The sequence below is a fragment of the Aeromonas sp. s2 genome (genome assembly GCF_040907935.1).
GTDB lineage: Bacteria > Pseudomonadota > Gammaproteobacteria > Enterobacterales > Aeromonadaceae > Aeromonas > Aeromonas dhakensis.
On the sequence record NZ_JBFOCR010000005.1, the window covers coordinates 188,071 to 210,715 of the forward strand.

A 22,645-nucleotide genomic window follows, 5' to 3' on the forward strand; every position below is an offset into this window, starting at 1 on the left:
ACTTTATATGTGTCAGAGCACCACAATTGGTGTCCTGCTGTCAATCATGCCTACAAGTAAAGACTAACAGCACTAGTTGAGTATTTTATTTTTATCGGAAAAAAATGCCGTAAAAACAAAGAGGCCACCCGATTGGGTGGCCTCTTCACAGGAACGTTCGTGGTCGATTAGACGCGAACGAAGTCCAGGTGCAGCAGCTTGTAACGTACCGGGTGACGCTGGATAGCTTTCACTTTTACGTTAACTTCTTCACCGTTGATAACCAGAGTCAGTACGGACTCATAGAATTCCGGCTTTTCTTGGGCCAGGATGAATTTCTTGTGGTCAACGGTGATGGACACGGCTTCTTTGCCTGCACCGTAAACGATGGCAGGAACTTGGTCAGCGTGACGCAGGCGGCGGCTCGCACCTTTCCCCAGGTCAGAACGGACTTCAGCTTGGAATACGAAAGACATAGTATGTATCTCTTTTAGATGAATTTATGGTGCAGACTGCGACCGGTCGGCACCTCGCAAAACGAGCGCGAATACTATCACGGGCCCCGAGCAGTGACAAGAGACCTCAGCGTCCCTGTTCCAATCTGGCAAAACGCTGCAATCGCTGGGCCAGACTCAGGGCATCGAAACGGGCCAGCGTCTGCGGCGCCGGGCAGTAGAGGGTATCTCCCGCCTTCACCTTGATGCCCTGACCCATCAGCGCCTGGTTGTCATCGACGATGGCCAGCAAATAGCTGTAGGTATCCCCCGCTACCCCGGTCACGGTCCCGTTCTGGGCCAGCATGGCAGCGATGCGCCAGAGGGTCTCTCCTGCGGCGACCTGATGACAGACCCGCTTGCCGCCAGCCGCCGGCGCTGCCAGCGTCAGCGTGCTGCTGACAGGCACCATCATCCCCTGCCCATCCCCCTGCGATGACTCAAATTGCGCCAACCGGGTAGCTGGCGTCTGCCAGCTGGCCTGCTGTGACAAGGCAGCCAGCAGGGGTTCCCCTTGCTCATTTGCCTTGGGTTGGCCCGGTGATGGGGGCACGGCAAACTCCGCCATGAAGGGCACGGCCAGGGTCGCCACCTCTTGTGTCGGATGAGGTTGATAGGCCGCCGGGGTAATGGGTGCCAGCCCGTAGGCCGCTTCGTCGATGCGCCGCAATCTTGCCAGATAAGCTTTGGAAAGCTCGGCCTCCCCCTCGAACAGATCGAAGGGAGGCACCAGCCGGGCCGGAAACAACACCTGCCAGCGTCCCTTCTTCTTCTTGAGCTCGAGGGTGGGAAATTGATTACCCCGCCAGGCCACAAACATGGCGGGCGGGGTGCGATGCAGCGGGTAGTACTCCGGGTTCAACTGTACCCAGGTTTGCTCGGCAATGGGTTGATAGCCACTGATGTTGACCATCGCCATCCCTAACCAGAATCCAAGCATCCTTGCTCCTCCGTTAGCGTCCAGGCAGCCGGTAGCGCACCCGCGGCCTTTCTCCTCAGCAGATTAGCACTGGGCGATGGCGTTTAGCACCCGTTTATCGGAGACCGGATAGGGGGTCCCCAGATTCTGGGCAAAGAACGACACCCGCAGCTCCTCGATCATCCAGCGGATGTTGGCCACCTCGGTGGGCACCAGCTGGGATTTGGGGATCTTGGCCAGCAGCGCCTTGTATTCCGACTCCACGCTGTGCACCTTGAGCATGTAGACCCGATCCCGGTTCGGGTCGATGGCCAGCTTCTCTAGGCGCCGCTCGATGGCGCGTAGATAGCGCAAGAGATCCGGCAGCCGCTGCCAGCCGGTCTCGGTCACGAACCCCTTGTGAATGAGGTTGCCGAGCTGCTGCTGGATGTCGGACATGGCAAAGGCGGTGTCGAGCTGCATCTTGCCCTTGAGTCGCTTCTTGATCTCATGGGAGAGGGTCAGCACGGCTTCCACCTGCTTGGCCACTTCCACCACGGCGTCGTTGAGCTCGGCACGGACATACTCCTTGAGCGCCTCGAAACCGGCCTCGTCCCAGGCCATACCGCCGTGCTGCTCGATGAGCTTGTCGCAGCCACAGGCGATGCAGTCGTCAATCAGCTCCGCCACCTTGCCAAACGGATTGAAGTAGAGCCCCAGCTTGGCCTTGTTGGGCAGCTTCTCCTGCAGGTACTTGATGGGAGATGGCACATTGAGCAGCACCAGCCGGCGCTGACCGGCCCACATCAGCTGCTGTTGCACCACCGGGCTCTCCACCAGCTGAATGGCGACCGAATCCTTCTGATCCACTAACGCCGGATAGGCCTTCACCTCGAAACCGCTGCGCTTCTGGCTGTACTCCTTCGGCAGCTCGCCAAAGCTCCAGAGGGTGAGGCCGGACTGCTCGATGTCGTCGTCCGCCACTTGTGACAACGTCTCCTGCACCTTGCCGCGCAGGGACTCTTTCAATGCCTCCAGGTCTTTGCCTTCCGCCACCTTCTTGTGCTTGTCGTCCACTACCCGGAAGGTGAGTTTCAGGTGATCGGGCACCGCAGCCCAGTCCCAGGATTCGCGGGGCACGGCCACACCGGTCATGCGCCGCAGCTGGCGCTCCATCTCATCCAGCAGTGGCCCCTGCTCGGGGTTGATGCTGGCGAGCAGGGCATCTGCATAGTTGGGGGCTGGTACGAAGTTCTTGCGCATCGGCTTTGGCATCGACTTGATGAGGGCCACCAAGAGCTCGTGACGCAGCCCCGGGATCAGCCACTCGAACCCCTTCACCTCCACCTGGTTCAAGAGTGGCAGCGGAATATGCAGGGTCACGCCATCGGCGGCCTCCCCCGGCTCAAACTGATAGGTCAGTTTGAGCTTGAGGCGCCCCTGCTGCCAGAAGTTGGGATAGTCGAGATCGCTGATGTGGGCCGCATCCCCCTTCATCAGCATCTCTTTTTCGAAGTTGAGCAGCTCGGGATCCTGCTTCTGCGCCTCCTTCCACCACTTGTCAAAGTGACGGGCAGAGATAATTTCTTCCGGCAGGCGGGCATCGTAGAAGCGGAACAAGTCCTCATCATCCACCAGGATGTCGCGCCGACGGGATTTGTGCTCCAGCGCTTCCACCTCGGCCAACAGCTTGCGGTTGTCACTGAAGAAGCGGTGGCGGGTCTCGAAATCCCCCTCCACCAGGGCGCGGCGGATAAACAGCTCGCGGCACAGGGCCGGATCGATGCGGCTGAAGTTGATGGTGCGCTCGTTGACCAAAGTCAGGCCATAGAGGGTCACCTTCTCCTTGGCCATGACGGCGCCATTTTTCTTCGACCAGTGGGGGTCGCTGTGGTGCAGCTTGATGAGGTGGCCCGCCAGCGGCTCCACCCACTCGGGTTCAATCTTGGCGTTGATGCGAGCGTAGAGACGCGAGGTCTCAACCAACTCTGCGGCCATCACCCACTTGGGCGGCTTCTTGAACAGGCCCGAGGCCGGGAACAGATGGAAACGGCCGTTGCGGGCGCCGAGAAACTCCGGCTTCTCCAGATCCTTGTTGCCGATATGGCTGAGCAGCCCCGTGAGCAGGGCGCAGTGCACCGTCTTGAAATCCGCCGGCTCTGCATTGGCCTTGAAGCCCAGCTCTTTCACCGTCTGGCGCAGCTGGAAGTGAATGTCCTGCCACTCGCGCACCCGCAGGTAGGAGAGAAACTCCTTCTGGCACATGCGTCGGAACGGGTTGCTGCCAAGCAGGTCTTGTTGCTCTTTCAGGTAGTTCCACAGGTTCACAAAGGCGAGGAAGTCGGACTCCTTGTCTTCAAAGCGTCTGTGCTGCTCGTCGGCGGCCTGCTTCTTCTCCATGGGCCGCTCGCGGGGATCCTGAATGCTGAGGGCCGCGGTGATCACCATCACCTCGCTCAGACAGCCGGTTTGCGCTGCGCTGATCACCATCTTAGCCAGGCGTGGATCAAGGGGGATACGCGAAAGCTGGCGACCGGTCTCGGTCAGCTGAAGCTTGGCTTCGCGATCGCCCGTGGCAGGCAGCTCGCGCACCGCCTCCAGCTCTTTCAAGAGGGTCAGACCGTCCTTGATATGGCGTGACTCGGGCGGCTCGACGAAGGGGAACGCCTCCATGTTGCCAAGGCCGAGCGCCAGCATCTGCAGGATGACGGAAGCCAGGTTGGTGCGCAGGATCTCGGGGTCGGTAAAGGCCGGACGGCCGTTGAAATCCTCCTCGGAGTAGAGGCGGATACAGATACCGTCCGCCACCCGGCCGCAGCGCCCTTTACGCTGGTTGGCGCTGGCCTGGGAGACTGGCTCGATGGGCAGGCGCTGCACCTTGGTACGCCAGGAATAGCGGCTGATACGGGCCGTGCCCGGATCGATGACGTAACGAATGCCCGGCACCGTCAGCGAGGTCTCCGCCACGTTGGTGGCCAGCACGATGCGCCGCCCGGCGTGGGGCTGGAACACCTTGTTCTGCTCGGCATTGGAGAGGCGGGCGTAGAGCGGCAGTACCTCGGTGTCGCGCAGGTTGAGCTTGCGCAGGGCATCGGCGGTATCGCGGATCTCCCGCTCGCCGTTCATGAAGATGAGGATATCTCCCAACCCTTCGCGGGCCAGCTCTTCGACTGCATCGAAGATCCCCTGCAGCTCGTCGCGCTCCTCCAGCCCCTCGCCCTTGTCACTGCTTTTTTTATCAACAAACAGTGGGCGGTAGCGCACCTCCACCGGGTAGGTGCGGCCGGAGACCTCGATCACCGGCGCCTTGTTGAAATGGCGTGAGAAACGTTGCGGGTCTATGGTGGCCGAGGTGATGATCACCTTGAGGTCGGGGCGCCTCGGCAGCAGCTGCTTCAAGTAACCCAGGATGAAGTCGATGTTGAGGCTGCGCTCGTGGGCCTCATCGATGATGATGGTGTCGTACTGGGTGAGCATCCGGTCGTTCTGGATCTCCGCCAGCAGGATACCGTCGGTCATCAGCTTGATGTGGGTCTGCTCGCTCACCTGATCGGTAAAACGCACCTTGTAGCCCACGTAGTGACCGAGCTCGGACTCCATCTCCTCGGCAATACGGGCCGCCACGGTACGGGCCGCCAGACGGCGCGGCTGGGTGTGGCCTATAAAGCCTTTCACCCCGCGCCCCAGCGCCAGGCAGATCTTGGGGATCTGGGTGGTTTTGCCCGAGCCGGTTTCCCCGGCGATGATCACCACCTGATGTTCGTTGATCGCCTTGGCGATCTCCGCCTGCTTCTGGCTGACCGGCAGATTGTCCGGATAGGTGACCCTGGGCACCCCGGCCAGACGGGATTGATAGCGCGCCTCGGCCACATCCAGATCGGCGGCAATGGTCTCGAGTACGGCGGCCTGCTTGGCTTCCGGCAGCTTCTTGGCCCCGTGCAGACGGCTGGAGAGACGGCGGGCGTCGAGGTTCATGCAGGCAGATAGACGGCGGCGCAGCGCCTCGATAGAGAGAGACAAGGTACGAATTCCTTAAAAGAGTGCCCATCAAGGGCCATATCGATAGCTGGGGGAGATCCTAAAGAGCGAGGCTGGACGGTGCAAGCCTTAAAGCGGCGCCGAGGGGGATGAGGCCTGTATCACAGCGGGCATCGGCATTCCCCATGCGGCAATAAATAGAGCAGGCATGGTGCCTGCTCTGTGCTGCCAACGTGCTGACGAGGTGAAAACTGCGTCCTCAGGCACGAGCCTTGTGTACGAAACAGGTCCCCAGCTGGGCGTGGATGGCCTGCATCACGTCGTGGCGGCTGATGACCCCGAGCAGATGCCCCTCCTCCACGACCGGATAGATCTTGGGCTTTTGTCCCATCATCATCTCGGCCAGCTCGAGGATGCTGGTATCGGGGCCGACGGCCAGCACCTCCTTGCGCATCACATCCCTGACCTGGGCCACCTGTTCACAGTGATAGGCCTCTTTCAACATGACGGCGATACAGTCCTGCTCGGAGACCCAACCCACCAGGTGGCCCCGTTCGTCCACCACGGGGCCGCCAAGCTGGCGACTGTTGAGAAACTTTTCCACTGCCGCCTGCACCATCATCTCCGCGCTGAAGGTGATGGGACGAGTCTGCATGTAATCCTTTGCCTTGAGTGATTCCATCGTGCGTTCCCCCAACCTGCCTCCCGGGCGGGAGGCGCGAGCCGGGCACTATGTCCGGCTCACTCCAAGCATAGCTCGCATGGATCAGGAGATGGATTGCAGCAACAGCAGCAGCTCGTTCTGGCTGTGGCAGTCGGTCTTCTTGAACACCCCTTTCAGGGTCGAGCGCACGGTTTCCACCTTGACGCCACGCAGCTCGGCGATGTCGTTGCTGCTGTAGCCCTTGCTCATCAGCACCAGCAGCTCTTTCTCGCCGATGGTGAGCGGATAGAGGCTGGCCAGCGCTTCGATGTCGGGGTTGAAGGAGTGTTCGGGATCCCGCAGCACCACCTCCACATAGCGCTCGAAGCGATTGAGACCGCTCATCAGGGTGCACTGGATCAGCAACGGCCGCAGATTGGGCTGACGAGGAATGGACATATAGGCGCTGGCACCGGGCAGCAGATAGGCGAAGCCATTCAATATCTCTTTGAACTGGCGCTGCTGCTCCTTATTTTGCAGCGAGAAAATACCATTGCCCGCTCGCAGTTCCACGTTCTCGTCGGCAATACGATTGAAGGCGACGTTGGAATAATGGATATGCCCTTTGTCATCGACGATGGCGCTGGGTTTATTATGGTTTTTTACCAGCTGTTGCAGCTGATAGTTCTGGGTTTCCAGGGCCAGCAAGTTCCAATAATGTTGGCTCCAGGCCGCCAGGCCAGAATAAACTTCGCCAAGGGAAGAAATTTCCTGCGCGCTGAAATCATCCTGCGTCGCCGCACGATAGGTAGACAGGCTGCTCAGCCCCCGCCCCTTCACCCGGCAGACACCGCCGGCCGCAAACTGGGCGCCGAAACTGGCCAGCAAACCCGCCGAATTGGAGAGGCTGTTGGCACTGACGATCCCCTGGCAGCCCTTGTCCAGATAGTGATTGAACCACACATCCTGGCGATGGTGCTGGACATAGAACTGCTGCTGGGCTTCGGTCAAACCACTGGAAAAGAGCTTGATGCCGTCGCTCTTGTCGTCATCCCGCAACAAGAACAGCGACGAGCTGCCTGACACGTCGGAGCGGAACTGATCCACCACCAACTTAATGTCAGAATCATTAATACCGCACTCATATAACTGGCTTATATAGGGCGATACCCTTTCTTTTACTAATGCCTTCACACCCGAACTCCTAATTTCTTATTTTTATTGAAGTGGCATCTTACTCTGCAATGAGAAACGCGAAAAGTAGTCAAATGAACAAAGGTTTTATAACTGATCCATAAATAGTAATGATGAAACGACATAAGAGCGCTCGAAAGCGAAAATCTTAAATCCAAGTTAATGTTTTTTATGATTTTTGTCGCTGATGTTGTGCTTGTCTGTGGCAAACAACAGGCTCCGCCGACGCGACAATGTTGCAACAAAGCAGCCCTCTCGTGCCATTTGCTGCGACAAGTTGCCCAGGGGTGCCAATCAACGCAACTATGTCACTCCACAGACCTGGTTATTTTGGGCCGCTCCACGCCTAAGCGCCTGCCACCTCTCGCCCTCGGCCATGCTGGCACCCTGCCCGACAGCTCCCTGCTCCCCTGATCATTTCTCAAATCCAACCGACTCCCTTTGCCGCCAACCTCATCGCTTACTCGCTGTCGTCGCCGCTCAAGGTGTTTCATTTTGGTTAATTTTGTGTTTAATTCACTCCTGAAATACTTAATGTATATACAAATAACGACCCAACACACGGACTGACACCCACCGCAAGGAGCAGATATGGAATCGGACAACCTACTGTCAACCCCCATGAAGCCAGGCGCAGGCATCAAGCTGCTGCTGACCAGCCTGCTTGGCATCGCCATCTTCTTCATTCCGGTCGAGCTGGGGGGGCGCAGCACCATAGTGGTGGATCATCTGGCCGGCCTGGTGATGACCCAACGCCCCCTGGCGACCGGCCTCATCCTGTTGCTGATCGGGTATGGTGCTGTGATGCCCTTGCTCGATGGCCGCTGGCGTGCGCGCCCCATCGACAGGCTATTGAGCCTGTTCAAGCTGCTGGGCCTGGGAGTGGCCTTGATCTATGTCACCGGGATCGGGCCGACCTGGTTGATGACCCCGGATCGACTGCCTTTTCTGTTCGACAAGCTGGCCATGTCGGTGGGCCTCATCGTGCCCATCGGCGCCATGGCCCTCACCTTTTTGCTCGGCTTCGGTCTGCTGGAGCTTATCGGCGTATTGATGCAGCCCGTGATGCGCCCCCTCTGGCGCACGCCAGGCCACTCCGCCATCGATGCCGTGGCCTCGTTCGTCGGCAGCTACTCGGTGGGTCTGCTCATTACCAACCGGGTTTTCCTGGCAGGCAAGTACACGGTGCGCGAAGCCGTCATCATCGCCACCGGCTTCTCTACCGTGTCGGCCGCCTTCATGATCATCGTGGCCAAGACCCTTGGCCTGATGGCGCAGTGGAATTTCTACTTCTGGTCCACCCTGATCATCACCTTCATCATCACCGCCATCCTGGCGCGCGTGCCTCCCATCGCCACCATGGCTCATGAAGGCGACACCGACGAACCCTTGCCTGCCGGCCAACGCCGCTGGCAAGCGGCCATGGCTGCCGGGCTCACCCAATCCAGCCAGGCCGAACCCTTGCTGAGCCAACTGCGGGACAACCTCAGGGACGGTCTTCACATGGCTGCCGCCGTGGTGCCGACCATACTGTCGGTCGGTTTGCTGGGCCTGCTGCTGGCCCAGCACACCCCCCTGTTCGATCTGATAGGCTGGCTGCTATGGCCGCTCACCTGGCTGCTCGATCTGGGAGAGCCGCTGGCTACCGCCAAAGCGCTCTCGGCCGGTCTGGCGGAGATGTTCCTGCCGGCCATCCTGCTCAAGGATGCAGATTTGCTGGTGCGCTATGTCGCGGCCGTGGTCTCGGTCAGCTCGGTGCTCTTTTTCTCGGCCTCCATCCCCTGCATCCTGGCCACCCGGATCCCGGTGAGTGTGGGACAACTGGTGGTGATCTGGCTGCTGCGTACCCTGCTTGGTATTGTGCTGGCTGCGCTTTGCGGTCGCCTTGCCATTGCACTCGGCTGGCTGGCTTGAAGGATCAAAGAGGCTCACGCATCAGCACGTTGGCTGAAACACTAAATAGGGAGGCTTGCCTCCCTGTTTATTTAATTTATCGACCCCCTCTCCAACACTGAAAATAATGCATGCCCTGCCCATTAACGATCATCAAATTGATACCGTCTGAGCATCACCAATAATGAGCAACAATGGGTCAGGTGCATGATGTGCCGCTTGAAAAATTTATAAACAATATAAATCCATTTAAAAAACCGTATGGCAAACGTGACCAAGGCAAGTCTTGAATCAGGCCTGTCATGTCGCCCGCGAGCTCACGGTGACAGCTACGTCAGCCCCGCAGCAGGCCTCAATGCAGCCGTCTTTTAGGTTGACGAACCAACCTGACAGCAGAACAGCAGTACCCCATTTTTATTTTTACAGGCAATATTTGGTAACAACTTCCTCATTATCATTCCCCCATGGCTGTGATACTACAGTTGACTGCCGATCTCTTATTTTTGGTGACACAGATTAAATATGGATATTGTCATGACACATCATCGCCATGCATTTTTCGACAGGGTCGACAGGCAACCGCAATTCATGCGGTCAGGAGGGTCCCATGCTGCCCACTAGACCCGCAGTCGAGACTCATCTCGGTGCCTTGCTTATCATGGTCTTCGTCATCGTGCTGATGGGTCAGTTTGGCCACCAGCTATGGACGCCAGACGAACCTCGCGAAGCCGCCATCGCCTGGGAGATGTTCAACAGCCGTGAGCTGGCCATCCCGACCCTGGCCGGCAGCAGCTTTATCGAAAAACCCCCGCTCTATTACATTCTTGCCATCCCCTTGCTGGCCCTGCTGCACGATACCCTGGGCATCATGGTGACGTTGCGCCTGGTGGGGGCCCTCTGGGCCCTGGGCACACTGCTGTTCACCGGCCTGCTGGCCAAGCGGGTATTGGGTTCAGGCACTGCGGCGCTCTGGTCGGTCATTGCACTGGGAACCATGGAGGGCTTCATCATGAACAGCCACTGGATCCGGGTAGACACCAGCCTCGCCTTTTTCGTCGCCTTCACCATGTGGGCTTTCGCCGAATGGTACCTGGGTGGTCGATCACGGATGCTCTGGTTCGCAGGGCTCGGTCTCTCCCTCTGTTTTCTGGTCAAGGGGCCCATCGGCCCCATCACCCTCTTCTTTGGCTGGCTGGCACTGTTCATCCCGGCGCTCAGGCGTCATCTTGCCGCTAACGAGGGAAACCGTTTCGTGATGCAGCACCTCGGCATGAGCCTGCTGTTCGTCATGCCCATCGCAGGCTGGCTGTTGGCCCTGTGGCAACATCCCGAGGGAGACGCGCTCTGGCAACAGTGGTTCTGGCAAAATCAGGTGGGCAGGTTGACAGGCAGCGCCGCCGAACTGGGCCACATCAAGTCCGGTGAATACTTCTTCTACCTTGCCGGGCTGGCTGAATACACCCTGCCCTGGCTGCCCCTCGTGCTCTATTGGGGCTGGCAGACCATCAGGCAGAAACAGTGGAGCGCCTCCCGCCTGTTCCTGCTCATCTGGACAGTGGGCACCCTGCTGCTGCTCAGCGTGGCCTCCACCAAGCGGACCCTCTACCTCTTTCCGCTGATGCCGGTCTTTGCCCTGATGATCGGGCAACTGAGCCTCAGCTGGCCTCGCTGGCTGAATGGCTATGGCCGTGGCTGGACTCTGTTCATGTTCCTGTTCGCTTTGGCCCTGCTCATGGCCCCTTTCTACCTGCCGCTGTTGCCGGTGGAGATCCCCGACCAGACCCTTGGCGTCATCAGCACCCTCGGCTGGCGTCATGTGCTGGCGGCGGTATTGCTTATTTTCGCGGCTGAACAGTTATGGCGCTGGCGTGAAATTGAGGGAGCCACCCTGCTGGCCAGTGCATCCGGCATCATGTTCTTGCTGGCATTTACCCTGGCCTACCCCGCCATTGATGCCGCCAAAGCGATGAAAGGCGATACGGATCGTTTCTTGCTGAAGATCCCCATCGAGCAGCGTGCCCGGATTGCCGGCTGGAACTTTGGTGAAACCGAGCGGGGACTCTTTTCGGTGTACGGCGACTGGCAGATCAAAAACGTCGACACGGCGCGGCTTCATGACATCTTGACTTGCCGTGACCCCATCTTCACCAGCCTGCTCATCAATCAGGACGACAAGAACTTCCAGTTGGCCAGCTTGCTGGCCGGGCATACCTACCGGTTGCTGGCCACGGGGCACCCCAGAGTGGACAGAGATGCCCGCGCCATCTACTGGGTCAAGGGGCGCTGCGACCATTGATGAATTGCACGGGGATAGACCCCATCGGAGAAAGGCCATTGAGATAGACGCTGGCTCAAGGTGGCCAGTCAATTTGCCAACGCCGGCTGAACAGCCTGCTCCTGCATCACCAGATCAGGCCGCATAAAGCAAAGAAGCCAGGACTGTCGCACTCCTGGCTTCTTTGCTTTTTACGCGCTTATCCGTGCTCAATACCTGTCAACATGACGCGCCTGCACGATATTCCCTTGCCAATGTCCTTCAAATAAGAGTCGCAGCCGAAAACCCGGCCATGATTGCTTGCCCGGACTATCAACATGACCGGCTTTTTAATGAAGAGCTCCCACCGCCATCCATTCGATTCAATCAGGCGCCCTCGGTTCACGCTATAGACATTGAGCATGCAATAAAGAGTCGTGATCAGATGGCCTGCGATAAGGCGCAGACTCTTCCCCCACTCATCCATGGCCAGGCTGAGGCAAGGCGCCGGTTCGACGCTCAACTATCATCTATGTCTCCACGATTTGATCATACTGACAGGCAGCCAGAGATAACGCACATATCTGCACGCCGGCGCTCTCGTGTGCAAGGGAATCACGGGTGGCTCAAGCAGAAATTGTCGTATGAAAGCTGATCTTCAATCGTCATTGCCGATGAATGTCAGAGTTTTAACCTTATGTTCAGTAACGCTATTTCAGAGTTAGATTGATCTTAGGAACGAAGAGCACTGTTTCACCGTCATAACGTTAATAAGAGGACATAGTGAATGGACAAACACACTCATGGGGCCGGTCAGTGCCCTTTTGCACACGGAGCCAATACTTCCGCCGGCCAGGAGCCTCAAGTTTGGTGGCCCAATGCCCTCAACCTCGACATCCTGCACCAACATGACCGCAAGACCAATCCGATGGATGAGTCTTTCAATTATGCTGATGCCTTCAGCAGCCTCGATTACGATGCCCTCAAGGCCGATCTGCATGCTCTGATGACCGACAGTCAGCCCTGGTGGCCGGCCGACTGGGGCCACTACGGTGGTCTGATGATCCGCATGGCCTGGCACTCCGCCGGCAGCTATCGCGCCACCGACGGGCGCGGCGGTGCCAACACCGGCAACCAGCGCTTCGCGCCCCTCAACAGTTGGCCCGATAACGGCAATTTGGACAAGGCCCGTCGCCTGCTGTGGCCGATCAAACAGAAGTACGGCAACAAGATATCCTGGGCCGACCTGATGATCCTGGCCGGTAACGTGGCCTATGAATCCATGGGGCTCAAGACCTTCGGCTTTGCCGGTGGCCGCGAGGATATCTGGCATCCGGAAAAAGATGTCTATTGGGGCTCCGAGAAGGAGTGGCTGGCGCCGAGCGGCAGTGAAGGGAGCCGTTACAGTGGTGAACGGGATCTGGAGAACCCGCTGGCCGCGGTGATGATGGGGCTGATTTATGTCAACCCGGAAGGGGTGGATGGCAATCCCGATCCCCTGAAAACCGCCCACGACATGCGCGTCACCTTTGCCCGCATGGGGATGAATGACGAAGAGACCGTCGCCCTCACCGCCGGTGGCCACACCGTCGGCAAGGCCCACGGCAACGGCAGCGCTGCCAAATTGGGGCCCGCTCCAGAAGGGGCGGATGTGCATGAACAGGGGCTTGGCTGGATCAACCACGAGACCCGTGGCATCGGTCGCGACACGGTGACCAGCGGGATCGAGGGCGCCTGGACCAGCAATCCGACTCGCTGGGACAACGGCTACTTCAAGATGCTGCTGGGCCATGACTGGTGGCTCAAGAAGAGTCCGGCCGGCGCCTGGCAGTGGGAGCCCGTTGCCATCAAGGAGGAAGATCGTCCGGTGGACGTGGAAGACCCCTCCATCCGCTGCAACCCCATCATGACCGATGCGGACATGGCGCTGCGCTTTGACCCCGTCTACCGGGAGATCGCCGAGCGCTTCGCCGCGGATCAAGACCTCTTCTCCGACGCCTTTGCCCGCGCCTGGTTCAAGCTGACCCACCGCGACATGGGGCCGCGCAGCCGCTACCTGGGGCCGGAAGTGCCGAGCGAAGTCATGGTGTGGCAAGATCCGGTGCCGGCGGTGAATTACCAGCTCTCCGAGCAGGAGGTGAGCGAGCTCAAGGGCAAGCTGCTGGCCTGCGGCGTGGCGCCGGCCGATTTAATCGCCACCGCCTGGGACAGTGCCCGCACCTTCCGTGGCTCCGACTATCGCGGCGGCGCCAACGGGGCCCGTATCCGCCTCGCTCCCATGAAGGAGTGGGAGGGCAACGAGCCTGCTCGCCTCGAGAAGGTGCTCAATGCCCTGACTGCCCTGCAGGCCACCCTCAGCAAGCCGGTCAGCATCGCCGACCTGATTGTGCTGGGGGGCAGCGCGGCGGTAGAGCAGGCGGCCAGGCTGGCTGGGGTTGATATCGTCGTTCCCTTTGCGCCGGGTCGGGGCGATGCCGGCGCCGAGCAGACCGATGCCGAGTCGTTTGCCTTCCTGGAGCCGGTGCACGACGGTTTTCGCAACTGGCAGAAGGGGCACTACCAGGTGCAGCCGGAAGAGATGCTGCTCGACCGAGCCCAACTGCTGGGGCTCACTGCCCGCGAGATGACAGTGCTGGTCGGTGGTATGCGGGTGCTTGGCACCAACCACGGCGGGTCGGCCCACGGCGTCTTTACCGACCTGGTCGGGGTGCTCAGCAACGACTTTTTCGTCAACCTGACCGACATGGCCTACAGCTGGAAGCCCACCGGGCGTAACAGCTACGACATAGTTGATCGTCAGAGCGGCGCCGTGAAGTGGACCGCCACCCGGGTTGACCTGGTGTTTGGCTCCAACTCGGTGCTGCGTGCCTACGCCGAGGTCTATGCCCAGCAAGATGGCAAGGAGAAGTTCGTACGCGACTTCGTCAAGGCCTGGGTCAAGGTGATGAACAACGATCGCTTCGACCTGAAATAAGCCGCCAGGTCCGTAGAAATAACGCCAGCCGCGAGGCTGGCGTTCTTTTTTGTCGGCACGCGCCGCCAGCGGCGGTGCATCAGCCCCCTCACGAACGAGGTACAGGCAAGTGAAGCAAGAGGGGGCGGAAGGGATACAAGCAGAGAATACAGGCCTTGCACCGATTCGATGTGGTGGGCAGCGTGACAGACGTGGACCCCTACTCATAAAAACGCAGCTGACACGGGGAAAGTGTCAGCTGCGTCATGACTACTCGCGATGCATCCGGATGGTGAAGGCATTTGAATCGCTGCACAAGCCACTGGCTGACAACGGGAGGAAATCACCTGCCCCATCCTGGCCCATGGGTCGGCAACGACGCTCCAGCGTTACCGGAGAGAGTTGACCGGGAAGTCGGGGCAAGTGCCCCATCACGACCGACGGGCAGACCATCACGCGCAGCCTATTGCTGCGACTGGAAATGAGTCCTTAAAAGGGCATCTTGAAGCCGGGAGGCAGTTGCATGCCGCCGGTCAGCTCGCCCATCTTGGCCTTGTTCTGCTCTTCGACGCGACGCACGGCATCGTTGACGGCCGCAGCCACCAGATCTTCCAGCATCTCTTTGTCATCTTCCATCAGGCTCGGGTCGATTTCGATGCGACGCACACTGTGGCTGCCGGCCATGGTGACCTTGACCATGCCAGCGCCGGCTTCACCGACTACTTCCATCTGGGCAAGCTGCTCTTGCATCTTCTGCATGCGCTCTTGCATCTGTTGGGCCTGTTTCATCAGGTTCCCCATTCCACCTTTACCAAACATATGTCGTCTCTCGTCTTGAAATCCGGCATCCAGCGCCGGGCCGTGGGTTTACCCGTCCTAAGTGGGGACGGCCAAACCGTTTTTCAACCGGGCACCAGGCCCGGATGGTGTGATCAGTTGCTCAGCGGCTCTATGCTGTCGTGGTGCAGCATGGCGCCAAACCGCTGTTGCAAGAATTGCACGTTGGGATCCTGCTCCAGATCCCGGGTGACCTGCTCCCGCACCCCGAGGTAGAGGCGGTGCTCAATCTCGAGCGGGGTTTCCCGCTCGGGCACCACGCCCAGGGTGACGTTCACCTGTACCGCAAGCCCCAGTTCGGGGCCGATGATCTCGGCCAGATCGGCGCGCGCCCTGTCGCTCACCAGATGGCGCTGCTCGGGTTTGAGAGTCAGCAGCACCTTGTCGCCCTGCTGCTCCATCACCGAATTGATGGCCAGCTGGCGCAGGCGGCCGCCCACACCGGTGCGGGCAATCAGTTCGGCCCAATGGTCGCCGCAATTGGCCAGCAGCGAAGAGGGGATCAATCTGGCCGCCTCCTCACTCCCCTGCGGCTGGTTGTCGCTCTCCAGCTCGTTCCAGTCGATGGTTTCCATGACCGAGGCGGCTGGCTCGCTGATGGTCTCCTCAGGGGGCGTTGCAACGGTGGCCGGGGCACTCGGTGCAGCAACCGTCTGCCGGCCGGCACTGCCATCCAGATCCCAGGGCGGCAGATCATCCGCCTGGGGACGCGCGGCAGGCGCAGTCGGCGTCACCTGGGTGGTTCGCTCCGGCAAGGGGGCGCTGGCGAACGCATCGTTGAAACCCTGATTCAAATACTCTTCGTAGTCGCTGCTGCTCTCTTCATAGACATCGAGCGGCGGCAATTCATCGTAACCTGACTGGACCGCCTGGGCAGCAGCCTGCACTCGGATACCGCTCGGGGAGTTAAGTGCCGAGGGCGGCATGGCCGCAGCCGGTGCCACCGCTGCCGGTTTGGCGGCCGCCATCGGCTTGACCAGCGTCGCCCGGGCTGGCGCCACATTGCCGCTCGGCTCGCCGCGCAGGCGGCTTCGCAGCAGATTGCGCTTGCCGAGCAGGCTCTGCATGCTGGCCACCGTTGAAGAGACACTCCCCTCCCCGCTGTCAGCCACTTCGTCAGCCACATTCGTTGGTGCGGCGCTTTGTACGGAGGACGCGGGCTCGGCTGCGGCAGGCTGAGCCGCGGGTACGATCGACTCGGGCGCGGCCTCATAGCCCATCTGCTCAGCTTCACGCAGCAGCTCCGCCTGCTCGGCAAAGAGCGGATCCAGCGCGGCGCCGCCTTCCGGCTCCGCCATGTCAGCCACCTGTGGGTGAGGCTGGGCGGCCTGTCCGGCCTCCTGCGCCCCTTGGTGCTCGACCGATGCAGAAGAAGTAACCGGCGCGGGCGAAATCGCGGCGTCGGTTGACGGAGCCTGCGGCATCATGCCGGTGGCCGGGGGTGGCTCAACCCCCTCGGGCTTTCCCAAGGTGGGGGCCGTGCTCCTCGCACCAGCGGCGGGCAGGCCACCGAGTGCCGGAGGCAGCGCCGTCAGGCTGGCCGGGTGCAGCACCTCGCGCCGGGGCGAGAAGGCCAGCATCCGCAGGCAGGTCATCTCCAGTGCGGTGCGGCCATCGGGGGCCCAGGGCAGATCCTTGCGGCCACCCAGCACGATCTGATAGCAGAGCTGCACCTCTTCCGGGCTCATGGCCTGGGCCAGCTGCAGCAGGGCATCGGCATCCGCCCCCTGCTCCTGCACGGTGGCGGGCAACAGCTGCGCCATGGCGATGCGATGGAGCAGCCCTTCCAGCTCGGCATGGAGCTGATCAAAGTCGGGGCCCAGGGTCGCTATCTCGGTGATCTTGGCCATGGTGGCGGGTGCATCCTGGCGCAGCACAGCTTCCAGCAGTTGATGCAGATGGCGGTGATCCAGGGTCCCCAGCATGGCCAGCACGCTGTCGGTGCGCACGCTGCCATTGCCGTGGGCCAGCGCCTGATCGGTCAGGCTCAGGGCATCGCGCATGCTGCCGTCCGCCGCCTTGGCCAGGGCCAGCAGGGCGCGCGGCTCGAAGGGTTGTCCCTCCTGATCCAGCACCCATTCGAGCTGCTTGGCGATCTGGGTCTGATCCAGACTCTTCAGATGAAACTGCAGGCAGCGCGAGAGGATGGTGATGGGCAGCTTCTGCGGATCCGTGGTGGCCAGCAGGAACTTCACATAGGGGGGCGGCTCTTCCAGGGTTTTCAGCAGCGCGTTGAAGCTGTGGCGCGACAACATGTGCACTTCGTCGATGAGATAGACCTTGAAACGGCCACGGGCCGGTCGGTACTGCACGTTGTCGAGCAGCTCGCGGGTATCTTCCACCTTGGTGCGTGACGCCGCATCGATCTCCAGCAGATCGACGAAGTTGCCCTGATCGATCTCGCGGCAGGTGTCGCACACGCCGCACGGATGGCTGCTGATCCCCTGCTCGCAGTTGAGGCTCTTGGCCAGGATGCGCGCAATGGTGGTCTTGCCGACCCCGCGAGTACCGCTCAGCAGATAGGCGTGATGCAGCCGTCCCTGATCCAGGGCGTTGGTCAAGGCGGTCAGCACATGATGCTGGCCTACCACTTGTTCAAACGTATGGGGGCGCCATTTACGCGCCAGAACCTGATAGCTCATAGATCTCGATGCAGGGATGACAAGGCATTGAGGCTGGATGCTAACACAAATGCGGGGCGGGCTGTATCGGCTATCGGCCGAGGCGGGAGGGATCGCTTGAATTTCAAACCGATGCCCGCTCGGGCACCGGTTTGGACGCAGGCAACGGGCTGACGAGGCCCGTCTGCGTGATTGGACTGGCGGCTTATTCGCCCGGCAGTTCGACCAGGGAGACCACCTTGACGCCGGCGGCGGTCAGGCGGGCATCACCACCCAGCGACGGCAGGGAGATGATGAAGGCGGCATCGGCCACTTCACCGCCAGCGCGGCGGATCAGCTTGACGGTGGCATCGACGGTGCCGCCGGTAGCCAGCAGATCGTCTACCACCAGCACCTTGTCACCGGGCACGATGGCGTCGGTGTGCAGTTGCAGGGTGTCGGTGCCATATTCGAGGGCGTAGGACTCCTCGATGACGGCGCGGGGCAGCTTGCCCGGCTTGCGAACCGGCACGAAGCCCAGACCCATGGCGAAGGCTACCGGCGCGCCGAAGATGAAGCCGCGCGCTTCGGTACCGACAATCTTGGTGATCCCTTGATCACGATAGTGATTGGCCAGCAGATCGATGGTGGCCTTGAAGGCCTCGGCATTCTCGATCAGGCTGGTGATGTCGCGAAACAGGATGCCCGGCTTCGGATAGTCGGGAATGGTCTTGATGCTCGCTTCGATAAATTTCAGGGTTTCCGGATTCATGGTTTGACCGTTTGTTTTTCGACGCAGATGGTCGTTTCTCTCAGCTTCCCGCCAGCGGGAAATAAAAAGGCCCGTCACGCAAAAATGACGGGCCGACTCCATAGCATTATTGCCGCAATAGCTTAGGGACTTCACTTCTCCATTGCAACTGGCTCCAGCACCGGCAGCCGCATTAACCAGGTGAGCAGGATCACCATTATGGCAATGAGCAGCAGCCTGACCCACAGCAGGGGCACCACCGCCAGCGACACCGAGAAGGAGAGCAGAATAAAGAAAATAGCGCGCCGCCTGGCATGGCGGCGAATGCCGCGATACTGCTGCCAGTCAGCAATGGGAGGCCCGAACCAAGGATGGCTTAGCAGCCAGCGATGAAAGCGGGGGGACGAGCGGGCAAACAGCGCCGCCGCCAGCAGCATGAAGGGGGTGGTCGGCAGCAGGGGCAGGACTATCCCGACTATCCCGGTGGCGAAGGCAAGCCAGCCCAGGGCCATCAGACACCAGCGTTTCATGGGTACTCCTCTGAATGTATCTCTGCCTTTAGCCTAACAGAGTTGGCCTGGAAGCTGACAGCCTGGCCCAGGCGGTGGCCGTCGATTGGGTTCATCGAGTGGCCAAACGGCTGACAATCCCGGCCATTGCCACTACAATCTGCGCTCTTTTTTCTCTGTTTGCCCTGCGGAACCGGTTATGCGCGTTATTTTGGCCCCCATGCAGGGGGTGCTGGATCACTTGATGCGGGAGGTGCTCACCTCCGTCAACGACTACGACCTCTGCGTCAGCGAATTCATCCGGGTGGTCGATCAGCTGCTGCCGGCCAAGGTGTTCCATCGCCTCTGCCCCGAGCTCAAGCAGGACGGCAAGACCCGGGCCGGCACGCCGGTGCGGGTACAGCTGCTGGGCCAACACCCAGAATGGCTGGCCGAAAACGCGCTGCGGGCCATCGAGCTTGGCTCCCCCGGCGTCGATCTCAACTTTGGCTGCCCCGCCCCCACGGTCAACAAGAGCAAGGGAGGGGCCGTGCTGCTCAAGGAGCCCGAGACCATCTATCGCATCGTCAAGGCAGTGCGCGAAGCGGTGCCGGCCCATCTGCCGGTGAGCGCCAAGATCCGCCTCGGCTACGATGACAAGGATCTCTATCTGGAGAACGCCCAGGCGGTTCATCAGGGCGGGGCCAACGAGCTGGCCGTGCACGCCCGCACCAAGCGCGAAGGCTACAAGGCGCCGGCTCACTGGGAGTATGTGGACGCCATTCGCCGCGCACTGCCCATCCCGGTCACCGCCAACGGCGAGATCTGGAACCATGCCGATGCCCTCACCTGTGCCCGGGTGTCCGGCTGCGATGCCCTGATGGTGGGCCGCGGCGCCATCTCGTTGCCCAACCTGGCCAACGTGATGAAGACCGGCTGTGCCCACATGAGCTGGGCCGAGGTGCTGCAGTTGATGGTGAGCTACACCGAGCAGGATTTGGCCAGCGAGAAGGCCGACTACTACCCGAGTCGCATCAAGCAGTGGTTCAGCTACCTCAAGCGGGAGTATCCCGAGGCAGACCAGCTGTTTCAGGAGATCCGGGTACTCAAGGAGACCCATCCCATTCGGGACGCCCTGCTGCAGGCCGCGAAAACTGTGATCTAACCGTTCTTTACTTGACGCATATCATCTTGATAATCCTGTCGCTTCCCTATACTGCCCACAATTTGTTATTCGTCCGTTGGGGGCTAGTGTGTGTGAAATGACGCAAGCTCAGTTGGCCGTGTGGCGTGATCGCCTGCTGACTGACTGGGCGCAAGTAAGAGAAGAGCTGATCGGTCAGCTCAAAGCCTGTCGGCGTGACGAGTGGGCGGAGCAGGTGGATCACTGCGAGCGGGATCAGCTGGTCGATCTCACCAGCCGCCTCGACTTGCCCAAGGTGGAGCAGAGCGTGGCCCGGCTCAAGCGGATCGATGCCGCCCTCTGCCAGATGGATCTGGGCCTCTATGGCCTCTGCTCCGACTGCGAGGAACCGCTGGCCATCGAATCGCTGGAGCAGGACCCGACCCTGCAACGTTGCCCGCGCTGCGAAGCCCGCTATCGCAAGGGATTCCACGCCCACGAGCTCTGAGGGATGCACCTTCGTGCATCCTTTCCCCCGGGCTGGTCAGCCCGACATTTCTATTCAATAATCAACAACAACCACGCTGAACAGGGATAGCTCCGTGTACAGAGTCTTGTTGTTATGGTGTTTGTGCACCGCCGCCTGGGCGCAGGAGTCACTGCAGGTGGGCTGGGCCAGCTGGCACCCGTTCAGCTTTCGCGATGAACAGCAGCAGCTGCAGGGGCTGGACATCGACCTGCTGCAAGCCATCTTCAGCCGGGCCGGCTTCAGCGCCAGCTACAGCGAGATGCCCTGGGCCCGCGTACTGCGCGAGCTGGAGTTCGGCACCATCCAGCTCACCATGTCCGCCAACCAGACCGCCGAGCGCGAGCGGTACGCCCGCTTCAGCCTGCCCTATCGCAACGAAGAGACAGTGCTGCTGGTGCGCCGTCAGGACAGGGCTCGCTGGCAAGGGATCACCCAGCTCTCGGACCTGCTGCCACGGCAGGATTTCACCATAGGGATGATGCGTGATTTTGATTACGGCACCGATTTTCGCACCTTCATGCAATCGCCCCAGATGCAGGATCGGCTGCTGGCCCGCCTGCGGATGGAGCCCTTGCTCAAGCTGCTGCTGGCCGGTCGCATTCAGGGGGTGGTCATCGATCCCATGGGGCTGCAGGAGATGAACCTGGCCGGTATCTCACTCGATGACCTCACCCCCCTGCTCAATATCCAGCGCACACCGGTGCATCTGATGCTGAGCCGGCGCACCACCACGCCAGCCCAGCTGCACCGGCTGGACGAGGCCATCCAGGCGCTGCTCACCAGCCCGGAATACACCCAGATCCTGGCCCGCTATCGCTATCAATTGCCGCCCATCAGATGAAAAAAACGGGCCCAGTGGGCCCGTTCTCTTGTGCGCTATCTCATTGGGCCAACAGATGGCCAACCAGCTCAAAGCGCCAGCCCTGCAGCAGCATGGGCTTGTCGGCCCGGGCCCGCTCTTCGTCGCTCATGCGCCAGCTCCAGGTGAAGTACTGGTGAATGATCTTCTTGCTGGCCACCAGTTCGGGCGGAATATTGCTGGCCTTGGCCTTCTCTTCCACCATCCCCTTGATGCGCTTGAGCTCCGCCTTGTACTGGGGGTAATCCACCAGCCGGCGAATGGGCTCGGGCCAGCCGGCGGGATCGCTCTGCTGGGCGGCAGCCACGATATCCAGCATCCGCTTGCCGTGGATCTTGATCTCGATGGGGGCCAGCCCCAGCTCGTTGAGATCCCGCAGGGAGGTGGGCTTGCGCTCCGCCACCTTGAACAGGTGCAGCTCCTTGACCACGAAGTTGAGGGCCAGATCCCGGCGCACCGCCTCCTGCTGACGCCAGGCGGCCAGCTCGCGCAGGATCGCCAGCTCACGGCGCCCCAGCTGCCAGGCGTTGACGATGTCGAGATAGGCTTGGCGGGGATCACTGCTCTGGGTCTTGCGGGCGGAGTGGTTCTGGCACTCCTGCTCGAACCAGGCGAACTTGCCGCTTTCACGCAGCGCCGCCATCACCTTGTCGTAGAGGGGCAGCAGATAGAAGACGTCGGCCGCCGCATATTCAAGTTGACGGGGGGTGAGCGGACGCGCCAGCCAGTCGGTACGCGCCTGATCTTTTTCCAGGGTCACACCGAGAAACTCGTTGACCAGGGCGCCGAAGCCCACCGAGACCCCGTGGCCCAGAAAGGCTGCCGCCAGCTGGGTGTCGTGCATCTGGTTGGGCAGATGACCCGCCTGATGCTGGATAAGCTCCAGATCTTCGCCGGAGGCGTGCAAAATGGCGATCTGCCCTGCCCGACCGAGTCGCTGCCAGAGGGAGGAGAGATCCAGCGTCAAGGGATCCAGCAGTGCCAGCTGGTGGCCGTCGTAGATCTGGAACAGGCCCAGCTGGGGGTAATAGGTACGGGTGCGGACGAATTCAGTATCGATGGCCAGGGGAACGTCGGCCAGGGAGGCGAGATACTGATCCAGTTCGGCTTGCTGTGAAATGAGTTGATAATGCATCTGTGCCTGCGCGTTGATCAGGGCCAAAAGAAAAAAC

At 60.6% G+C, this 22,645-nt stretch carries 16 protein-coding genes; 6 read left to right on the forward strand and 10 right to left on the reverse strand.

The genetic code is table 11. From position 1 onward, the window contains the following. Positions 1-167 precede the first annotated feature (167 nt). The 5 genes from rplY to AB5Y81_RS02375 all read right to left on the reverse strand — a co-directional run bounded on the left by rplY (position 168) and on the right by AB5Y81_RS02375 (position 7,186). A complete protein-coding gene (rplY, locus tag AB5Y81_RS02355) occupies positions 168-455 on the reverse strand; it encodes a 50S ribosomal protein L25 (RefSeq protein ID WP_005301003.1) in 288 nt (95 codons plus the stop codon). A gap of 106 nt (positions 456-561) precedes the next feature. Continuing rightward, a complete protein-coding gene (locus AB5Y81_RS02360) occupies positions 562-1,413 on the reverse strand; it encodes a hypothetical protein (RefSeq protein ID WP_279484341.1) in 852 nt (283 codons plus the stop codon). 63 nt (positions 1,414-1,476) lie between these two features. After that, the gene (hrpA, locus tag AB5Y81_RS02365; protein WP_258117934.1) at positions 1,477-5,391 is read right to left on the reverse strand and encodes an ATP-dependent RNA helicase HrpA; all 3,915 of its coding nucleotides are present in this window, start codon (positions 5,389-5,391) and stop codon (positions 1,477-1,479) included. Between the two features lie 217 nt (positions 5,392-5,608). Further along, positions 5,609-6,031 carry a CBS domain-containing protein gene (locus AB5Y81_RS02370; protein WP_005301012.1) on the reverse strand — a complete coding sequence of 141 codons (423 nt, stop codon included), beginning with the start codon at positions 6,029-6,031 and terminating at the stop codon, positions 5,609-5,611. A gap of 84 nt (positions 6,032-6,115) precedes the next feature. Then, the gene (locus tag AB5Y81_RS02375) at positions 6,116-7,186 is read right to left on the reverse strand and encodes a transcriptional regulator (RefSeq protein ID WP_005301015.1); all 1,071 of its coding nucleotides are present in this window, start codon (positions 7,184-7,186) and stop codon (positions 6,116-6,118) included. Between the two features lie 591 nt (positions 7,187-7,777). On the opposite strand from AB5Y81_RS02375, the gene AB5Y81_RS02380 reads away from it, so the two are divergent. From AB5Y81_RS02380 to katG, 3 genes are all read left to right on the forward strand, one after another. Continuing rightward, on the forward strand, positions 7,778-9,100 hold the full coding sequence (locus AB5Y81_RS02380) for a YjiH family protein (protein WP_017779000.1): 1,323 nt from the start codon (positions 7,778-7,780) through the stop codon (positions 9,098-9,100). A 586-nt stretch (positions 9,101-9,686) separates the two neighbouring features. Next, entirely contained in the window at positions 9,687-11,375 is a 1,689-nt protein-coding gene (locus tag AB5Y81_RS02385) for a glycosyltransferase family 39 protein (RefSeq protein ID WP_258117930.1), read from the forward strand. 745 nt (positions 11,376-12,120) lie between these two features. Beyond that, positions 12,121-14,307, forward strand: a complete 2,187-nt coding sequence (gene katG, locus AB5Y81_RS02390; RefSeq protein WP_258117929.1) for a catalase/peroxidase HPI — start codon at positions 12,121-12,123, stop codon at positions 14,305-14,307. Positions 14,308-14,775: 468 nt separating this feature from the next. Here katG and AB5Y81_RS02395 read toward each other — a convergent pair whose 3' ends face one another. The 4 genes from AB5Y81_RS02395 to AB5Y81_RS02410 form a co-directional block, all read right to left on the reverse strand. Then, positions 14,776-15,105 carry a YbaB/EbfC family nucleoid-associated protein gene (locus tag AB5Y81_RS02395; protein ID WP_005301028.1) on the reverse strand — a complete coding sequence of 110 codons (330 nt, stop codon included), beginning with the start codon at positions 15,103-15,105 and terminating at the stop codon, positions 14,776-14,778. A 113-nt stretch (positions 15,106-15,218) separates the two neighbouring features. After that, positions 15,219-17,765, reverse strand: coding sequence for a DNA polymerase III subunit gamma/tau (dnaX, locus tag AB5Y81_RS02400; protein WP_258117928.1), 2,547 nt, complete (start codon positions 17,763-17,765; stop codon positions 15,219-15,221). A 184-nt stretch (positions 17,766-17,949) separates the two neighbouring features. Next, positions 17,950-18,495, reverse strand: coding sequence for an adenine phosphoribosyltransferase (gene apt, locus AB5Y81_RS02405; RefSeq protein WP_005301034.1), 546 nt, complete (start codon positions 18,493-18,495; stop codon positions 17,950-17,952). A gap of 131 nt (positions 18,496-18,626) precedes the next feature. Beyond that, positions 18,627-19,004, reverse strand: coding sequence for a YbaN family protein (locus AB5Y81_RS02410; protein ID WP_010633947.1), 378 nt, complete (start codon positions 19,002-19,004; stop codon positions 18,627-18,629). A 178-nt stretch (positions 19,005-19,182) separates the two neighbouring features. On the opposite strand from AB5Y81_RS02410, the gene dusC reads away from it, so the two are divergent. The 3 genes from dusC (at position 19,183) to AB5Y81_RS02425 (ending at position 21,455) form a co-directional block, all read left to right on the forward strand. Continuing rightward, positions 19,183-20,127: a tRNA dihydrouridine(16) synthase DusC gene (gene dusC, locus AB5Y81_RS02415; RefSeq protein WP_258117927.1), complete on the forward strand. Its 945-nt coding sequence runs from the start codon at positions 19,183-19,185 to the stop codon at positions 20,125-20,127. A 97-nt stretch (positions 20,128-20,224) separates the two neighbouring features. Then, on the forward strand, positions 20,225-20,593 hold the full coding sequence (locus AB5Y81_RS02420) for an RNA polymerase-binding protein DksA (RefSeq protein WP_017782825.1): 369 nt from the start codon (positions 20,225-20,227) through the stop codon (positions 20,591-20,593). 94 nt (positions 20,594-20,687) lie between these two features. Further along, entirely contained in the window at positions 20,688-21,455 is a 768-nt protein-coding gene (locus AB5Y81_RS02425) for an ABC transporter substrate-binding protein (RefSeq protein WP_279484340.1), read from the forward strand. Between the two features lie 40 nt (positions 21,456-21,495). Here AB5Y81_RS02425 and rnd read toward each other — a convergent pair whose 3' ends face one another. Further along, a complete protein-coding gene (gene rnd, locus AB5Y81_RS02430) occupies positions 21,496-22,608 on the reverse strand; it encodes a ribonuclease D (protein WP_181969393.1) in 1,113 nt (370 codons plus the stop codon). Between the last annotated feature and the right edge of the window lie 37 nt (positions 22,609-22,645).

Excerpts from the sequence above, each read along its gene's own strand:
- apt (WP_005301034.1), bottom strand. The coding sequence starts at position 18,495 with ATGAATCCGGAAACCCTGAAATTTATCGAAGCGAGCATCAAGACCATT.
- rplY (WP_005301003.1), bottom strand. The coding sequence starts at position 455 with ATGTCTTTCGTATTCCAAGCTGAAGTCCGTTCTGACCTGGGGAAAGGT.
- AB5Y81_RS02360 (WP_279484341.1), bottom strand. The coding sequence starts at position 1,413 with ATGCTTGGATTCTGGTTAGGGATGGCGATGGTCAACATCAGTGGCTAT.
- AB5Y81_RS02410 (WP_010633947.1), bottom strand. The coding sequence starts at position 19,004 with ATGAAACGCTGGTGTCTGATGGCCCTGGGCTGGCTTGCCTTCGCCACC.
- AB5Y81_RS02420 (WP_017782825.1), top strand. The coding sequence starts at position 20,225 with ATGACGCAAGCTCAGTTGGCCGTGTGGCGTGATCGCCTGCTGACTGAC.
- rnd (WP_181969393.1), bottom strand. The coding sequence starts at position 22,608 with ATGCATTATCAACTCATTTCACAGCAAGCCGAACTGGATCAGTATCTC.
- AB5Y81_RS02385 (WP_258117930.1), top strand. The coding sequence starts at position 9,687 with ATGCTGCCCACTAGACCCGCAGTCGAGACTCATCTCGGTGCCTTGCTT.
- AB5Y81_RS02380 (WP_017779000.1), top strand. The coding sequence starts at position 7,778 with ATGGAATCGGACAACCTACTGTCAACCCCCATGAAGCCAGGCGCAGGC.
- dnaX (WP_258117928.1), bottom strand. The coding sequence starts at position 17,765 with ATGAGCTATCAGGTTCTGGCGCGTAAATGGCGCCCCCATACGTTTGAA.
- dusC (WP_258117927.1), top strand. The coding sequence starts at position 19,183 with ATGCGCGTTATTTTGGCCCCCATGCAGGGGGTGCTGGATCACTTGATG.
- katG (WP_258117929.1), top strand. The coding sequence starts at position 12,121 with ATGGACAAACACACTCATGGGGCCGGTCAGTGCCCTTTTGCACACGGA.
- AB5Y81_RS02370 (WP_005301012.1), bottom strand. The coding sequence starts at position 6,031 with ATGGAATCACTCAAGGCAAAGGATTACATGCAGACTCGTCCCATCACC.
- AB5Y81_RS02395 (WP_005301028.1), bottom strand. The coding sequence starts at position 15,105 with ATGTTTGGTAAAGGTGGAATGGGGAACCTGATGAAACAGGCCCAACAG.